General features: G+C 69.6%; 12 protein-coding genes. 7 read left to right on the forward strand and 5 right to left on the reverse strand.

Annotated elements, in window-relative coordinates:
- Nucleotides 1–10 precede the first annotated feature (10 nt).
- Entirely contained in the window at nt 11–2,110 is a 2,100-nt protein-coding gene (locus tag KF837_19905; protein MBX3229594.1) for a thioredoxin domain-containing protein, read from the forward strand.
- Nucleotides 2,111–2,146: 36 nt separating this feature from the next.
- Complete coding sequence (locus tag KF837_19910) at nt 2,147–3,100, forward strand: NAD-dependent epimerase/dehydratase family protein (GenBank protein ID MBX3229595.1); 954 nt, start codon at nt 2,147–2,149, stop codon at nt 3,098–3,100.
- Here KF837_19910 and KF837_19915 read toward each other — a convergent pair.
- Complete coding sequence (locus KF837_19915) at nt 3,085–5,019, reverse strand: hypothetical protein (GenBank protein MBX3229596.1); 1,935 nt, start codon at nt 5,017–5,019, stop codon at nt 3,085–3,087. The genes KF837_19910 and KF837_19915 overlap by 16 nt on opposite strands.
- An 85-nt stretch (nt 5,020–5,104) precedes the next feature.
- On the opposite strand from KF837_19915, the gene KF837_19920 reads away from it, so the two are divergent.
- Genes KF837_19920 through KF837_19930 form a run of 3 tightly spaced genes read left to right on the forward strand, consistent with a single transcriptional unit; the run spans nt 5,105 to nt 8,990 of the window.
- Nucleotides 5,105–7,369, forward strand: coding sequence for a glycosyltransferase (locus KF837_19920; GenBank protein MBX3229597.1), 2,265 nt, complete (start codon nt 5,105–5,107; stop codon nt 7,367–7,369).
- 42 nt (nt 7,370–7,411) lie between these two features.
- Nucleotides 7,412–8,071 carry a methyltransferase domain-containing protein gene (locus KF837_19925; GenBank protein MBX3229598.1) on the forward strand — a complete coding sequence of 220 codons (660 nt, stop codon included), beginning with the start codon at nt 7,412–7,414 and terminating at the stop codon, nt 8,069–8,071.
- A 19-nt stretch (nt 8,072–8,090) separates the two neighbouring features.
- Entirely contained in the window at nt 8,091–8,990 is a 900-nt protein-coding gene (locus tag KF837_19930; protein ID MBX3229599.1) for a hypothetical protein, read from the forward strand.
- Here KF837_19930 and KF837_19935 read toward each other — a convergent pair whose 3' ends face one another.
- Together KF837_19935 and pcnB are read right to left on the reverse strand one after the other, a co-directional pair.
- Nucleotides 8,991–10,013 carry a hypothetical protein gene (locus KF837_19935; protein MBX3229600.1) on the reverse strand — a complete coding sequence of 341 codons (1,023 nt, stop codon included), beginning with the start codon at nt 10,011–10,013 and terminating at the stop codon, nt 8,991–8,993.
- Nucleotides 9,997–11,196, reverse strand: coding sequence for a polynucleotide adenylyltransferase PcnB (pcnB, locus tag KF837_19940; protein ID MBX3229601.1), 1,200 nt, complete (start codon nt 11,194–11,196; stop codon nt 9,997–9,999). The genes KF837_19935 and pcnB overlap by 17 nt, the downstream gene beginning before the upstream one ends.
- A gap of 245 nt (nt 11,197–11,441) precedes the next feature.
- Between pcnB and KF837_19945 the strand changes: the two genes are divergently transcribed.
- Both KF837_19945 and dnaK read left to right on the forward strand, forming a co-directional pair.
- Nucleotides 11,442–12,683: a serine/threonine protein kinase gene (locus KF837_19945; GenBank protein ID MBX3229602.1), complete on the forward strand. Its 1,242-nt coding sequence runs from the start codon at nt 11,442–11,444 to the stop codon at nt 12,681–12,683.
- 219 nt (nt 12,684–12,902) lie between these two features.
- On the forward strand, nt 12,903–14,822 hold the full coding sequence (dnaK, locus tag KF837_19950; protein MBX3229603.1) for a molecular chaperone DnaK: 1,920 nt from the start codon (nt 12,903–12,905) through the stop codon (nt 14,820–14,822).
- 65 nt (nt 14,823–14,887) lie between these two features.
- Here the strand turns inward: dnaK and KF837_19955 are convergent, their stop codons facing one another.
- Together KF837_19955 and KF837_19960 are read right to left on the reverse strand one after the other, a co-directional pair.
- Nucleotides 14,888–15,151 carry a helix-turn-helix transcriptional regulator gene (locus tag KF837_19955; GenBank protein MBX3229604.1) on the reverse strand — a complete coding sequence of 88 codons (264 nt, stop codon included), beginning with the start codon at nt 15,149–15,151 and terminating at the stop codon, nt 14,888–14,890.
- 937 nt (nt 15,152–16,088) lie between these two features.
- Nucleotides 16,089–16,775 (reverse strand): response regulator, encoded by a 687-nt coding sequence (locus KF837_19960; protein ID MBX3229605.1) that lies wholly within the window; start codon nt 16,773–16,775, stop codon nt 16,089–16,091.
- Nucleotides 16,776–16,778 lie beyond the last annotated feature (3 nt).

A 16,778-nucleotide genomic window follows, 5' to 3' on the forward strand; every position in this document is an offset into this window, starting at 1 on the left:
GGCGCGTAGCATGCAGCCTACCATGCCGAACCGGCTCGCGACCGAGGCGTCTCCGTATTTGTTGCAACATGCAAACAATCCGGTCGCGTGGTGGCCGTGGTGCGAGGAGGCGCTCGCGGAGGCGCGGGCGCGCGACGTGCCGATCCTCCTCTCGATCGGGTACTCCGCCTGCCACTGGTGCCACGTGATGGAGCGCGAGAGCTTCGAGGACGCCGCGATCGCGGAGGTCATGAACGCGCTCTTCGTGAACGTGAAGGTCGACCGCGAGGAGCGGCCCGATCTCGACCAGATCTACCAGCTCACGGTGCAGCTCATGGGTCGCTCGGGCGGCTGGCCGCTCACGGTGTTCCTCACGCCGGCGCAGAAGCCCTTCTTCGCCGGTACGTATTTCCCGCCCGACGATCGCCACGGCATGCCGGGCTTCCCGAAGGTCCTCCGCGCGCTGGCGGAGGCGTACCGCGATCGCCGCGACGAGGTCCTTGGCCAGGCGGAGGAGCTGACGAAGGCGATCGCGCAGATCGGCCGCGGCACGAGCGGCACGAGCGGCACGAGCGGCGCGGCCGACGCGGCGCCGGGATCGTTCGTGCTCGGGCGCGATCTCCTCCAGCGCGCGGCGGGCCCGCTCCTCAAGCGCTGCGACGACGTCTACGGCGGCTTCGGCGACGCGCCGAAGTTCCCGAACACGATGCCGCTCGAGGTGCTCCTCCGTCGCGGCGTGCTCGAGGACGTGGCCGCCGCGCGCGAGGCCGCGCGCCTCCAGCTCGAGCGCATGCGCCGCGGCGGGATCTGGGACCACCTCGGGGGCGGGTTCCACCGCTACTCGACCGATCGCGAGTGGCTCGTCCCGCACTTCGAGAAGATGCTCTACGACAACGCGCTCCTCTTGCGCGCGTACGTCGACGGGTCGCGCGCCCTCGGCGAGCCAGCGTTCGCCGACGTCGCGCGTGACGTCGCGCAGTACGTCGCGCGCGAGATGACCGATCCCGACGGTGGCTTCTACGCCTCGCAGGACGCGGACAGCGAGCCGGAGCCGGGCGAAGAGAAGCAAGAGGGCGCGTTCTTCGTGTGGTCGCCGGCCGACGTGCGCGCCGCGCTCGGCGACGGACCCGACGCGGAGCAGGCGCTGAAGCACTTCGGCATCACGCTCGCCGGCAACTTCGAGGAGCACGGCCGGCCGACGTTCAAGACCGTCCTCTCGTCCGTCCGCGACGGCGACATCACGCCGATCAAGGAGAAGCTGTTCGCCGCGCGCGAGGCGCGGCCGAAGCCGTTCCGCGACGAGAAGGTGCTCACGAGCTGGAACGCGCTGATGATCGGCGCGCTCGCGGAGGCCGGCGCCGCGCTCGACGAGCCCGCCCTCACCGCCGCGGCGGAGCGCGCCTTCGCGTTCGTGTGGGCGACGATGCTGGACGGCGGCCGCGTCGCGCGGCTCTGCAAGAAGGTGGACGGCGAGTGGCTCGTGAAGAAGCCCGGCTTCCTCGACGACCACGCCTACCTCGCGAACGCGGCCCTCGACCTCTACGAGGCCACCGGCGCGCCGGGCTACGTCGCCCACGCGCGCGCGATCGCGGACGCGCTGCTCGACGCGTTCTACGTCGAAGGCGAAGGCTTCTACTTCACGCCGAAGGACGGCGAGGCGCTCATCACGCGCGCGCAGGACCCGTACGACAACGCGGTGCCGAGCGGCTCCTCGATCGCGTGCCGCGCGCTCCTCCGCCTCGGCGCGCTCGTCGGCGATCGCTACGCCGCGATCGCGGAGCGCGAGCTGGTCCGCCTCGCCCCCGAAGCGGCGAAGAACCCGTTCGCGTACGGCCAGTCCATCTGCGAGCTCGATCGCCTCGTCCGCGGCTCCGTCGACGTGGTCCTCGTCGGCCCCCGCGCCGACGCCCGCACGAAGTCCCTCGCCCGCGCGACGTTCACGCAGTGGCTCCCGAACCGCACCGTGGCGTGGCTCGACCCCACCGACGCCGCGACGCTCGAAGCCTGCTCCGCCCTCGCGGAGGGCAAGCCCGCGCAGGACGCGCCCGCGGCCTACGTCTGCCGCGGCCGCACCTGCTCGCTCCCGGTCACGACCCCGGCCGAGCTCCTGCCGCTGCTGACGCCCTCCTGAAGCCCCTCGCCGGCCGCGCGGTGTAGCATCGCGCGCATGCGTATCCAGGGCTCGAACATCGTCGTGACCGGGGGCGCCGGGTTCATCGGCTCGCACCTCGTTCGTGCGCTCGCGGAGCGCGGCGCGGCGCGGGTCACCGTCGTCGACAGCCTGCGTTACGGCGACGTCGCCAACCTCGGGGCGCGCGAGGGCGTGCGGCTCGTGAAGCACGAGATCGGGTTCGACCCGCCGGCCGATCTCGAGCGCGCGCTCGAGGGCGCGGATCTCCTCTTTCACCTCGCCGCCGAGAAGCACAACCAGAGCAAGGACTCGCCCTCCCGCGTCCTCGCGAGCAACGTCGCCGGCACCCTCGCCCTCTACGAGGCGGCGGTGAAGGCCGGCGTGAAGAAGATCGTCTTCACCTCTTCGCTCTACGCCTACGGCCGCATGAGCGGAGGCGCCTTCGTCGAGACGGAGCGATGCGAGCCGAAGACGGTCTACGGCATCAGCAAGCTCGCCGGCGAGCACTTGCTCGCGTACACGAGCCAGGCCTCCGGCGTCCCGTTCGTGGTGCTGCGGTACCTCTTCATCTACGGCCCGAAGCAGTTCGCGGGCATGGGCTACAAGAGCGTCATCATGAAGAGCTTCGAGCGGCTCCTCGCCGGCGAAGCGCCCGTCGTCTTCGGCGACGGCATGCAGGCGCTCGACTACGTGTACGTCGACGACGCGGTCGAGGCGACGATCCTCGCCGCCACCGAGGACGTCTCGGGGGAGGTCCTCAACGTCGCGAGCGGCAGAGCGACGACCGTGCGGGACCTGATCGAAACGATGGTGAAGGTGAGCGGTCGCGACCTCGCCCCCGCCTTCGGCCCGGCCGACTGGACCGCGGGGACCCACCGGTTCGGCGATCCGGAGAAGACCGCGCGTGTCCTCGGGTGGCGCGCCACCACGTCCCTCGAAGACGGCCTCCGCCGCACGTTCGATTGGATCGCGGCTCAGGGCCGGTCGTAGAGGACGACGTGATCGACGAGCAGGTGCCCCCACGGGCCGGCGTCGTTGTCGATCAAGCGGAGGAACGCGGTCTGCCCGCGCCAGCGCTCGACGTTCAGCGCCACCTTCACGAGGAGCTCGTAGTTCCGGTAGACGATGCCCTGCGAGGTGACGACCCGACCGCCGACGACGAGCTCGACGTGCACGCTGCCGCCGCCGCCGATGCGGAACGCGAGGCGATCGCGATCGATCGTGAACGTCGGTGACGTGAGAATGCCGGTCGCGAGGTCGAATCCGTGTCTGGTGTCGAGCGAGTTGGCGGTGCGCTGGCCGATCACGCCGTGAAGAGGCTGCTGCGACTGCGGGTTCGCCGTCGTCGTCCCGGTCTCCCACGCGCCGCCGCTTCGGAGCCAGCCCGGCAGCGCCGGATCTTCGAAGTCGAAGAGCACGCGGAGGTTCTTCTCCGGGTCCTGCCAGCGCAACATGAGCGTGAGGCGCGAGCCCTCTCCGATCTGCGTCGTCGGGGCGCTCGTGATCTCCCGATCGTACTCGTAGCGAGCGACGATCTCGCGCATGCCGAGGATCTGCTCGGTGCGCGTGAGGAGCGCGTAGCGCGCGCGCCCGCGATCGAGATACGGCCCGAGGGAGAGCCCCGGCAGTCCGCCCCAATACGCGTCCAGGATCGTCATGTCGCTGTACTGCGGAGAATCGTGACCGTTCTGGATCGGGACGAAGGGATGACGCGGGATGATGACGCCCCCTTCGAGCTTCGAGATCATCGCGTTGGTCTCGATCGCCCGGAGCCGGTTCTCCGTCGTCGGGGTGTACTTCTCGAGCTCGTGGCTCCAGCTCCGGCGCGCGAGGAAGAGCGCGAGGGCCACGAAGAGCACGTAGCGGAGGCCGCGACCGATGCGTGGATGTCGCTCGAACGCGCGCCCCATGTCTCTGGCGAGCAAGAGCGCCGCCGGCCCGGTGAGCAGCGCGAACGGCATGAAGTCGTTCGCGAAGCCACCGACCTTCGCGTAAGGGAGGAGCGCGGCGGGGATCGCGGCGACGAGGAGGCCGAACCAGAGCATCGTTCGCTGCGAGAGGCGACGCCGGACGGCGAGCGCGACGAAGACGACCGGCATCGCCGCGAGATAGGGCGCGAAGTCGAAGAGCCTCCACGCTCCGGCGATGAACCGAGCCCGCAGCACCTCGTGGCCGCCGAGGAGGCCGATCGTGTAGACCCAGAACCAGCCCTTGCTCTTGAGCTGCAACGCGGCGAGCACGACGGCGGAGAGGGCCGTCGTGTAGAGGGCGAGGTTGGTGCCGGCGCGCCGATTGCGCACGAGCACGAAGAGGTGAATCCACGCGATGAGAAAGACGGTCAGGAGGCGCGTGTAGATGGCAATCGTCGAGATGGCCGCGAGCGCGAGCAGCCGCTTGACCTTCGGCCTTCGCTCCTCCGCGAGGACGGCGGCGACCATGCAGAGCGCCCACGCCATGCAGTCCTCGCGCACGAGATCGTAGAAGCCCTCGAACAGCGGCGTCCCCGCGGCGGCGACGCCGACCGCGAGCGCCCCCGCCGTCAGCCCCAGCGCACGGCTCCCGCGCTCGTCGCGCTCCGCGAGCACGCGGACGGTGAGCGCCATCGCGAGCACGAAGAAGGCCATCGTGACCGAGCGCGCCACGCCGTACGTCAGCCCCGTCACCTTGCCGACGCCCGCGAGGAGGAGCGGATAGCCGGGCGGGTGGAACAGCGGCAGGTAGCCGTTCGCCGGTGGGGCGTACGTGCTCAGCCCCTTCATGTGCCGGTAAGCCTGATAGAGCGCGTGCCCCTCGAGCCACTCCATGTCCCACGGGTAGTCGAAGCGGGCGAGATAGAGCCGCACCACGAGCACGAGGTGGCGGAGCGCCGGCGCCGCACACGCGGCGAACAGCACCCAGCCCAGGATCACCGGGCGCGAAGACCGCGCTTTCAAGGTGCTCAATAGGGAAAGGGCAGTCTGGCGCAGTGGACGGACTCCGCTAGGATGCGCCGCCGTGTCTAGCTCGTTCCATCCGCCGGAGGAAACTGGATCGTCATCCGTCGAGGTGTCCGTCCTCGTCCCCTGCCTGAACGAGGAGCTGAACCTCGGCGAGCTCGCGCGGCGCGTCCTCGAGGTCTTCGAGGTGGGGGGATTCCGCGGGGAGCTCGTCATCGTGAACGACGGCTCGACCGACGGGACCGGTCGCGTGATCGACGCGCTCGCGGAGGCGCACCCCGGGACCGTGATCGCCGTTCACCACACCGAGAACCGCGGCATCGCGGCGGCGTGGAAGACGGCCGCCGCCGCCGCCACCGGTCGCCTCGTCGCCACGATCGACGCCGATCTCCAGTACCAGCCGGAGGACCTCCTCCGCCTGCGCCGGAAGCTCATCGAGTCGAACGCCGACGTCGTGCAAGGCTGGCGCAGCGCCGTCGGCCGCCGGCGCGACAACCGCTACTACCTGAGCCGCGGCCTCAACCGAATGCTGAACGGCGTGTTCGGGATGGAGCTGCAAGACAACAAGAGCGGGTTCGTGATCTGCAGCCGGGAGGTCTTCCTCGATCTCCTGACGTACCAGGGCACCTACTTCTACTGGCAGTCCTTCATCATGGTCGCCGCCAAGGCGAAGGGTTACTCGTACGAGCAGATCGAGACCCTCTTCGAGCAGCGGCGCCAGGGCGTGTCGTTCCTCGAGACCACCTCGACGTCGGCGAGCCTGAAGAGCGTCTACGACCTCGGGAAGGCCGCCTGGGAGTACCGCGTCCGGCCGCCGGTGCCCGACGTCGCGCATCAGTTCTTGCGCCGCAACCCGGTCGTGGATCGCTCTCCCGAGCGCGATCCGCTGCAGGAGCTGCGCTGGCGCACGTACCTCTCGCTCTTCGGCGCGACGCACTGGATGATCACGCGCGACGTCGAGGGCTACTACGAGACGCTGCGCAAGACGCAGTGGCTCGCCGCCGACGAGGTCCGCGAGCTCCAGGACGAGAAGCTTCGTCGCATCGTCCGGCACGCCTACCGCAACGTCCCCTACTACCGGGCGCGCATGCAGGCGCTGAAGCTCGCGCCGAGCGACGTTCGCGGCCAAGCCGACCTCCACAAGCTGCCCTTCTTGACGAAGGCCGACATCCGGAAGCACCTCTTCTTCGACATCATGTCGGAGAACCACGACAAGGCGCAGGTGCTCAAGATCACGACGAGCGGCTCGACCGGCGAGCCGTTCGTGTGCTTCGCGGACCGCGCTCAGCTCGAGCATCGCTGGGCGGCGACCCTGCGCGCGCAGGAGTGGACCGGCTATCGGTTCGGCGATCCCACCGTGCGCCTCTGGCACCAGACCCTCGGCATGACGACCTTGCAGGCGTCGCGCGAGCGCGCCGACGCGATCCTCTCGAACCGCTCGTTCGTCCCGGTCTTCCAGCTCGCCGACGCCAAGCTGCCCGAGATGATCCGCACGATCGCCGAGAAGCAGCCGGTCCTGATCGACGGCTACGCCGAGGCGCTCGACCTCCTCGCGCGGTACCTGAAGTCGAGCGGCAACGACGTCGCGCTGCGGCCGCGCGCGATCATGTCGAGCGCGCAGACGCTCCCCGCCTCGAGCCGGCGCCTCATGGAGGAGGCCTTCGGCTGCAAGGTGTTCGACAAGTACGGCAGCCGCGAGTTCTCCGGGATCGCCTACGAGTGCAACGCGCACGACGGCCACCACGTCGTCGCGGAGAGCTACATCGTCGAAATATTGAAAGGCGGTGAGCCCGCCAAACCAGGTGACATCGGCGAAATCGTCATCACCGATCTCAACAACTACTGCATGCCCTTCCTCCGTTATCGCATCGGCGACATCGGAGAGGCGATGGCCCCCGGCGCGTGCTCGTGCGGGCGCGGGGCGCCGCGCATCGGCGCGATCGAGGGGCGCGTCCAATCCATCATCCAGGGCACGGAGGGACGCTTCTTGCCCGGCACCTTCTTCGCCCACTACCTCAAGGAGTTCGACCACGCGATCCGGCAATTCCAGGTCGTGCAGGACGAGCCGGGCGCGATCACGTTCCGCGTGGTCAAGGGCGGCCGCTACTCCGAGGCGGTGCTCGACGAGATCCTGACCACCTTCCGCGAGCACCTCGGCGCGCACATGAAGATCACGACCGAGTTCGTCGATGACCTCGCGCTCATTCGCACCGGCAAACGCGTCGCGAGCGTCTCGCGCGTCCCGATCGATTTCCAGAACGTGGCCCCGTCGCTCATTCGCGCGCACCGAGAAGGAAACGGCCGCTCGACCGCGGCCTCCTGAACGGCTCGTGCCGCCTGGGGCGCCGTGCTAGGAGCGCGAGCCATGGACGTCGAAGCGCTGAACGATCGCCTCGCCCGCGAGCACCCGATTGACGACTACTACGCGCGCTCGCCGCTCCCGATCCGGCTGATCGAGAAGCGCCGCCTGTCCATCATTCGCGAGATGATCGGCCCCGCGGCCGGTCTCGAGCTCGCCGAGATCGGGTCCGGCGGCGGCCACGTGCTCCGCATGTTCAAGGAAGCCAAGATCACCGCGATCGACGTCTCCGACGTGTTCCTCGACACCGCTCGCAAGAACCTCGCCGGCTACGACGCCAAGTTCGTGAAGGGCGAGGTCGACAAGCTCGATCTGCCCGCCGGCAGCTTCGACCGCATCATCTGCACCGAGGTGCTGGAGCACACGGTCGACCCGGGAGTGATCCTCGAGGCCCTCGCGAAGCTCCTCCGGAAGGACGGCGTCGCGGTGATCACGGTGCCCAACGATCCCCTCATCCTTCGGCTCAAGGACATCGTCCGACGCAGCCCGGCGGGGTACGTCCTGGGCGGTCGCGTGAACTGGGGCGGCGACGAGTACCACCTCCACAAGTGGACGCCGGACGAGTTCGGGCGCCTGCTCGCCCGCTACTTCCGCGTGACGGAGCGCCGCTCGGCGCCGCTGGATCGCCTCCCGATCCGGGTCTGCTACCGCTGCGTCCCGCTCTGAGCTGGCCTATCATCTCGGGATGCGACCCGCGCCGGTGCTCATCGGCTCCTTGCTCCTCGGCTGCGCCATCCTCTCCGCGTGCAGCAGCTCGAAGACGCCCAACGCCGGCGCGGATCCGGATCCGGACGGCGGCGAGAGCACCGAGACGCTGCCCGACGGAGCCCCGGCCGAGACGGAGACCGTCACCGTCAGCGAAGAGAAGATGAGCTTCCAGGGGCGCGAGCGGCGCTACCTCCTCGTCAAGCCGAAGAGCTACGACGCCGAGAGGACGTATCCGCTCGTCCTCTCGTTCCACGGCAACCCGGGCTACCCCGAGTACCAGCGCAACTTGCTCCCGTTCGAGAGCGTGTCGAAGGACGACGCGATCGTCGTCTATCCGGCCGCCGCGCACGACGACTGGGACTTTCAGCCGACCGACAACGTGGACATCCCGTGGATGCTGCCGCTCGTCGACGACGTCGCCTCGAAGGTGAACATCGATAAGGCGCGCGTCCTCGGCTACGGCTACAGCGGCGGCGCCTACTTCATCTCGGCCGCCGCGTGCCGCGTCGGCGGGATCTTCGAGATGATCGCCATCCTCTCCGGCGGCGCCCCCGAAGCGTACAAGGAGGGGCAGGCGACCACGACGCAGGGCTGCGTGGTGTGTGACGGCACTCCGCTCGCCACGCTCGTCGTGCACGGCATGGAGGACAAGTCCGTCGTCCCCTTCGAGGGCGGCGACTTCGCGCGCAAGTGCTGGGCGGAGACGAACGGCTGCACGCAGGACGAGCTCGAGGACTCCGAGCCTTCGGCGTGCCAGACGTACAAGGGTTGCTCCGCGGGCCACCCGACGAAGTGGTGCGCGGTCCCGGGCCAGGGCCACGACGCGTGGAAGCCGAGCATGCAGGTCGCGTGGGACATGTTCCAAGCGCTCCCGTGATCAGCGCTCCCGCGCTGCGGCCTCCTCCGCTTCCGCTTCTGCTTCCGCCTCTTCGAGCACCGGCGGCGGCGCCGACATCACGCGGACGCGCGCGGCCTTCTCGACGCGGAGGAACGGGATCCCCACCGGCTCCATGAGGCCCGCGTTCGCGCGGTAGCCCATCCCCGCGGCGGTGTCGGCGCTGTGGGTGAGCTCGCCGATGACCTCGACGTGATCGCCCTCCTCGATCGTGAGGGCGCGGGCGTAGTCGAACGGGAACACCGTCCGCTCGGACATGCGCGCGCGATCGATCTCCGCGACGAGACCCTCGAGCTTGGCGACCTCGGCGTCGACGCGCGCGAGCGTCCCGAGGACGCGGATGCGGCCCGGCGGGACGCGGAGCGTGCGGCCGTCCTCGAGCGTCACGTCGAAGCCCGCCGTGCGCGCGTCGCGCATCATCGCGCCGCCGCCGAGGACGCGGCGCTCGTGGAGCTCCATCGACCAGCCGTACGCAGAGCCCTCGCGCCACGGCGTGTCGAGCAGCTCGCCGCCGCGGACCACGCCGCGCGCCGCGGCGACGACCTTCTTCGGCTTCGGCGCGGCGTAGAGCGCGCCGTGCGGCTGCGGCTCGTGCATCCTGTCGCGGACGAAGCGCACGATCGTGCGGATCAGCCAGTAGAGGATCACGCCCACCGCCGCGGCGACGACGATGACGATGAGGGCCATGATGCCCCCGACCCCCGCGTCGCCGGCGCTGCACGCGTCGAGCACGTCGCAGCCGTTGCAGTAGTCGAGGGCGCTCCCGCTCGCCGCGCCGCCGGCGCCGGCCTTCGCCGCGTTGCGCACCGCGCGCGCGCGCGAGTCGGGGCCCCACACCTCGTCGAAGAGCTTCGTCCGGCCGGCGCGCGAGACGATCGAGACCGTCTGGTGGCCCTTCCCGCGGCAGTCCTCGCCGTGATCGAAGAGCGTGCGGCACGAGAGGCAGATCCGCGAACGGACACCTCCCCTCGCGGGAGGCCTGCTGCCGTCAGCGCCGGACGCCACGCTGGCGCGGGAAGCCGGAGGGGCGGCGCGGCTCGCGCGGCGGCGCGGGCGGCATCGCCTCGCGGCGCAGCGTCTCGATCGCGCTCGTGCTCTGGCCGCGCGACACGAGCACGATCTCGGCGACGTCGAGCGCGGGGAGGAAGAGCTCCGTGCGCGCGAAGCGGCCGATCTTGCCCGCGAGGATGCGCGGGACCATCGTCATGATCCGGCGGATGCCGTCGGCGATGCGCCGCGGCATCGCGATGCGCTCGATGATCGGCTCGAGGAAGTCGTTCACCGCCGCCATCACGTCGCGCACGCCCTCCGCCGCCTCCTCGAGCGGCTCGTAGAGGAGCGCGGTCATGAGCACGACGTCGTCGAGCACGCCATCGTCGAGCGTCTTCCGATCGATCGCGTCCATCTTGCGGAAGAAGCGGAGACTGCCGTCCGCGGTCGCCTCCTCGTCGTCGAGGAACGCCGCGAGCTCGGGGAGGAGGACCGCCATCGCCCCCACTTCCCACATGAGCCACATCGAACGGTGCGCCCCGCCCGCGCGCATGAGCCGGAGGATCTCCTCGAAGAGCCGCGGCCGCGCGGCGCGCGCGAGCTCGAGGCGCGACGCCACCATCGCGTCGTAGACGTGCGGGTCGATGCCGAGGTCGAGGCGCGCGGCGAACTTGATCGCGCGGAGGATGCGGACCGGGTCCTCGCGGAAGCGGACGTTCGGCTCGCCGATCGTGCGGATCGTGCGGCGCAGGATGTCCGGCATGCCCCCGCACCAGTCGAGCACCTGGCGGCGATCGAGATCGTAAAAGAGCGCGTTGATCGTGAAGTCGCGGCGGAGCGCGTCCTCGTGCGCCTCGCCAAAGACGTTGTCGCTCCGGATGAGGAGGTCCTCGTCGAGGTCGTTCTCGCCCGGGTTCTTGCGGAAGGTGGCGACCTCGACGACCTTGCCGCCGCCGAAGAGCACGTGCGCGAGGCGGAAGCGGCGCCCGATGATGCGGCAGTTGCGGAAGAGCCCGCGCACGTCGTCGGGGCGCGCGCTCGTCGCGACGTCGAAGTCCTTCGGGCGGCCGCGGAGGAGGAGATCGCGGACGCAGCCGCCGACGAGGTACGCCTGAAAGCCGCTGCGCTCGAGCCGGCGCACGACCTTCGCCGCGTCGGGATCGATCGCGTCCTCCTCGAGCGGCGCGTCGTGCCGCATGAGACCGGTGTCGGCGTGCCGCTCGAGGACGCCCTCCAGGGGCTCCTCTGCGTCAGCTTCGACCCTGAACGAGGGGAGCTCCGGCGGCGGCGGAAGGTCGGGGTTCGAGCGGCGGCGCATGGTACCGCCCACTCAGGAAATCGAAGAAAACACGGGAAAACTCGGGTTCCCACTCTATCAGCCCGCCCGATCGGTAGCAACGAGGTCCGGCGACCCCACGAACATGAGTGATATGTTTCAACCTCATGGCGCTCGAGCCCGCCAAGCTCTCGGACTTCAAGCTGGCGGGCTCGCTCGGCGCCGGCGCGACCGCCCGCGTCTGGGAGGCCACCCACCTCACGAGCGGCCGCCCCGTCGCGATCAAGATGATGGACGACTCCGGCTCGAGCGCGGAGATGCGCGAGCGCTTCGCGCGGGAGGCGATCCTCCTCTCCGGCGTGGAGAGCCGTCACGTCAGCAAGATCCTCGGGTTCGGCTTCGAGAAGGGGCAGCCGTTCCTCGTCCTCGAGCGCCTCGCGGGAGAGACGCTCGACGCCAAGCTCCGGCGCGACGGCCCGGTGCAGCCCCACGTGGCGGTGCGCTGGATCGAGCAGCTGATCGTCGGCATCCGCGACTGCCACGACGCGAAGGTCATCCATCGCGACATCAAGCCGTCGAACATCTTCCTCCACCACGACGGCTTCGACGAGGTCGTGAAGGTGATCGACTTCGGCGTCGCGCGCCTCCGCGAGATCACGGACGAAGGCTCGGGCGGCCTCACCTCCGCGAACCACCTCATCGGCAGCATGGGGTACATGGCGCCGGAGCAGTTCACGAACGCGAAGGGCGTGCACTTCACCGCCGACCTCTACGCGATCGGCATCGTCGTCTACCGCACGCTGACGGGGCGCCTCCCCTTCGTGAGCCGCTCGCTCCAGGCCGTCATCAAGATGAAGGTCGAGCAGTCGGTCCCCAAGATCTCCGCGATGCCGGGGATGCCGCAGAACCCGCTCCTCGACTGGTTCGTGCAGAAGGCGGCGGCGAAGGACCCGGGCGTACGGTTCCAGAGCGCGCGCGAGATGCTCGATCACTGGTGGAACGTGATGGCGAGCTTCGACGACAGCGGCGTGACGGACATCATGCGCGGGATCGGCCGCGTCGACGAGTCGTACGCCGGCGTCCTGCATCGCCCCGCGCAGCGGCACCGCACCGCGCCGCCGTCCGTCTCCCCGCCGACCCCGCCGACGCCGAAGATGCCGCAGGCCTTCGCGCCGCCGTCGTTCGCGCCGGTGTCGTCGACCAACGAGCACACGATCCACGCGCGCCCCGCGTTCCTCACCCAGGACCCGGACGAGGCGCCGCACACCGAGCGGACGATGGAGGAGACCGCGGCCTACGTGGAGGGCGCGGATCCCTTCGACCTCCCGACGAAGAGCGATCCGAACCTCCGGAAGCTCGTCGAGCGTGAGCTCGCGCTCCAGCGCGCCCGCAAGGAAGGCAAAGGCTGAGGCTGGCAGCGGACTCCTTTTAGCCTCACCAAAGACCGGAAAACAAGCCCCATGGCTCACCTCGCCAAGTTCCGTGCCGACGCCCGTTGACGCCCGGATCGAGGTGATTAGCTTGCCCGTCGACCCAGCAATCCCGAGCTGCGCTCGGGCGCGAATTCGCAGTCACTTCGCGTCCTTTGCAGCGCGGCTCTCACACGGGCTTTGGAGGCCAATATCACCATGGGCAAGATCATCGGAATCGACCTCGGCACGACCAACAGTTGCGTGGCGATCATGGAAGGGCGCGAGCCGAAGGTGATCGTCAACGAAGAGGGCTCGCGCATCACGCCGAGCGTGGTCGCGTGGGACGACAAGGGCGAGATCCTCGTCGGTCAGATCGCGAAGCGTCAGGCGGTCACGAACCCCGAGAACACGATCTTCAGCGCGAAGCGCTTCATCGGCCGCCGCTTCGACGAGGTGAACGAGGAGACGAAGCGCGTCCCGTACAAGACGGTGAAGGCCGACAACGGCGACACGTCGTTCGACATTCGCGGCAAGAAGGTCAGCCCGCCCGAGGTCGCGGCGAAGGTCCTCCAGAAGCTGAAGAAGGCCGCCGAAGACTACCTGGGCGAGAAGATCACCGAGGCCGTCATCACCGTCCCCGCGTACTTCAACGACGCGCAGCGCCAGGCGACGAAGGACGCCGGCCGCATCGCGGGCCTCGAGGTGAAGCGCATCGTCAACGAGCCCACCGCCGCCGCGCTCGCGTACGGTCTCGACAAGAAGAAGGACGAGATCATCGCCGTCTACGACTTCGGCGGCGGCACGTTCGACATCTCGATCCTCGAGGTCGGCGACAACGTCGTGCAGGTCATCTCGACCAACGGCGACACGCACCTCGGCGGCGACGACGTCGACAACCTGATCATCGACTGGATGATCGCCGAGTTCAAGAAGAGCCAGGGCATCGACCTCGCGAAGGACAAGATGGCCCTCCAGCGCCTCAAGGAGGCGGGCGAGAAGGCGAAGATCGAGCTCTCCAACATGCAGGAGACGTCGATCAACCTGCCGTTCGTCTCGGTCGGCCCCGGCGGTCCGGTCCACCTCGACATGCGCCTCTCGCGCTCGAAGCTCGAGCAGATGATGTCGCCGCTCATCGAGCGCACGATGGAGCCCGTCAAGAAGGCGCTCCAGGACGCGAAGAAGAGCCCGAAGGACATCGCCGAGGTCATCCTCGTCGGCGGCTCGACGCGCATCCCGCTCGTGAAGGAGACGGTCAAGAAGTTCTTCGGCAAGGATCCGCACCAGGGCGTGAACCCGGACGAGGTCGTCGCGATCGGCGCGGCGGTCCAGGCCGGCGTCCTCTCCGGCGACGTGAAGGACATGGTCCTCCTCGACGTCACGCCGCTCTCGCTCGGCGTCGAGACGCTCGGCGGCGTGATGACGGTGATGATCCCGCGCAACACGACGATCCCGACGCAGAAGAAGGAGATCTTCTCCACCGCGACGGACAACCAGCCGTCGGTCGAGGTCCACGTCCTCCAGGGCGAGCGCACCGAGGCGCGCTACAACCGCACCCTCGGCAAGTTCCACCTCGAGGGCATCATGCCGGCGCCGCGCGGCATGCCGAAGGTCGAGGTCACGTTCGACATCGACGCGAACGGCATCCTCTCCGTCCACGCGAAGGACACCGCGACGGGCAAGGACCAGAAGATCACCATCACCGCGAACTCGGGCCTCAACGAGGCGGACATCAAGAAGATGGTCGACGAGGCGGCGACGCACGAGGCCGAGGACAAGGAGCGGCGCGAGCAGATCGAGCGCCGCAACAAGCTCGACAACATGTGTTACACGCTCGAGAAGACCATCTCCGAGAACAAGGAGAAGCTCCAGGCCGCGGACGTCTCCACGCTCGAGGGCCTCATCAAGGACGGTCGCGCCGCGGTCGAGAAGCAGGACGACGCGCAGGTGAAGGACGTCCTCGAGAAGCTCGAGAAGGAGGCCCACCGCCTCGCGAGCGTGATGTACCAGAACGCTCCCGGCGGCGCCCCGGGCGCGGGCGGACCCGACGGCGGCGGCGAGGCTCCTCCCGCCGGCGACGCGGGCGGCGAGAAGAAGAAGGACGTCATCGACGCCGAGTTCGAAGAGACGAACGGCTGACGGACACCACGACAGCACGACGAAGGCGGCGGCTCCGCGCGAGCCCGCCGCCTTCGGCGTTTTCGTCACAACAGGACGCGCAGGATGTCGAGGCGGGTGTCGGCGCCGATCTTCTCGAGGACGCGTTGCTGATGGAACTTCACCGTGCGCGCGGTGATGCCGAGGACGGTCGCCATTTCGTGGGCGCTCCGGCCGAGGACGAGGAGCTCGAAGACCTCGCGCTCCCGCCCGGTGAGCGACGACTGGCGCGCGAGGTCGTCGAGCCGTCCCCGGAGGAGCTCGCTGAACTCCGGGGTCGGCGCCGGCGCGCCGTCGATCGCCGTCTCCATCGCGACCGCTCGCTTCGAGTCCGGCGCCGGCGTCTCCGTGCCGGGGTCTCGGCCGGCGTGGCCGTCGTCTCCGTCTCGCGCGGGTGATAGAGCGCCTCGAAGGTCTGCTGGTACGCGCCGGCGTGATGCGTGCGGAGCAGGACCGAGCAAGCGCATCGCGCGGCCGGGTGCAGGGCGAGGCCATCGCGCGCGTTCTCGACGATGGAGAGCGAGCGAAGCCAGCGCACGACCTCTCGCGCGGACTCCGGGTCGCCGATCGCTTGCGCGATCAGCTCGTGGCTCGCCGCGACGGTGATGACGAGGACGGCGAGCCCCTTGATCCGTGCGGCGTCGTTGTCGTAGTCGGGGAAGAGCGTGTACGCGAGACGAACGAGACCGTCGTCGGGCCCGGAGAGGAGCGTGAGGAGAAGGGGGTTCCCGTCCGCGACCGCCGCGACGGCGCTCCGCTGCGCGGCGGGCACGTCGTACGTGTCGAAGAGCCGGGCGACCGTCTCCTCGTCGAGCGGCCCGAGCACGAGCTCCAGCGCGATCGCGGCGTCGCCGGTGAACCACGCGAGCGAAGGCGGCTGGCGATCGCCGAGGAGGATCGTGATCGATTCATCGACGGTGTGCAGGTTCGCGACGAGCCAGCGCTCCGCCTCGCGCGCGCGGTGGAGGTCGTCGATGACGAGCACGCGGCGCCCCGCTCCTTCCTCCGCGACCAGCTCGTCGAGCGCGCGGCGGACGTCGTCGCCGCCGAGCGAGCGGTCCGACGCCTCGAGGCGCCGGAGCGGGACGCCCTGCGCGGCGCAGGCGACGACGGCGCGGAAGAGGAGCGCCGACTTCCCGATCCCGACCGGACCCGAGATCCGGACCACGCCGCTCGGCCCGTTCGGAGCGAGGACGGCGTCGAGCGCCGCGAGCTCGCGGCTCCGTCCGACGAGCGGTCGACGGCGCATCATCGTTCGACGACACGTTCGACGAGGAACACCCTCTCACCATCCGGCGTTCCGAAGCGCCGAAACGTGCACGGGATCGTATCGTCGCCGATGCGAAGCTGGACCGAGCCCGAGGCGTCCGTCCGATCGATCTGCGCCGCCCACTCCGGGCGGCGTACCTTCGCCTCACCGAGCCGCGCGCCGGTCAGCCCGTACGCGGCGCGGTTCATGAGCTCCACGTCGCCGTCGCGGCCGAGGACGATCACCGCCACGTCGATCGCGTCCACCACCTGGGCGAGACGGCGGCTCTCCGCGCGACGGCGCCTGAGCTCCTCGTGCTTGCGCATCGCCAGCTCGAGCGTCGCCACGATCGACTCGATCGGCGTCGGCTTCACGAGGAAGGCATAGGCTCCACACTGCGCGGCGCGCCGGCTCAGAGCGTCGCACATCGCGCCGGAGATGAGGACGACCGGCGTGTCCTCGCAGACGAAGATCTCCTCCGCGATCGTGATCCCGTCGACGTGACCGCCCAGGCCGACGTCCATGAGCACGACGTCCGGGCGCCGGGACTGAACGCACGCGATGACGTGCTCCCAGCTCGCGACGGTGAGCACCTCGAAGCCGCGAGCCTCGAGCTGCCGGCAGACGGCGCGCGCGACGAGACCGTCGTCCTCGACGAGCAGCACCGTCGCGATCGCCTCGCTCACCCT

Origin of the sequence: Labilithrix sp., from assembly GCA_019637155.1 — a bacterium.
GTDB lineage: Bacteria > Myxococcota_A > Polyangia > Polyangiales > Polyangiaceae > Labilithrix.

What these genes read in the sequence shown, in the direction of transcription:
- KF837_19905 (MBX3229594.1), top strand. Translation starts at nt 11, where the DNA reads ATGCAGCCTACCATGCCGAACCGGCTCGCGACCGAGGCGTCTCCGTAT.
- KF837_19910 (MBX3229595.1), top strand. Translation starts at nt 2,147, where the DNA reads ATGCGTATCCAGGGCTCGAACATCGTCGTGACCGGGGGCGCCGGGTTC.
- KF837_19925 (MBX3229598.1), top strand. Translation starts at nt 7,412, where the DNA reads ATGGACGTCGAAGCGCTGAACGATCGCCTCGCCCGCGAGCACCCGATT.
- KF837_19930 (MBX3229599.1), top strand. Translation starts at nt 8,091, where the DNA reads ATGCGACCCGCGCCGGTGCTCATCGGCTCCTTGCTCCTCGGCTGCGCC.
- pcnB (MBX3229601.1), bottom strand. Translation starts at nt 11,196, where the DNA reads ATGCGGCACGACGCGCCGCTCGAGGAGGACGCGATCGATCCCGACGCG.
- KF837_19945 (MBX3229602.1), top strand. Translation starts at nt 11,442, where the DNA reads ATGGCGCTCGAGCCCGCCAAGCTCTCGGACTTCAAGCTGGCGGGCTCG.
- dnaK (MBX3229603.1), top strand. Translation starts at nt 12,903, where the DNA reads ATGGGCAAGATCATCGGAATCGACCTCGGCACGACCAACAGTTGCGTG.
- KF837_19955 (MBX3229604.1), bottom strand. Translation starts at nt 15,151, where the DNA reads ATGGAGACGGCGATCGACGGCGCGCCGGCGCCGACCCCGGAGTTCAGC.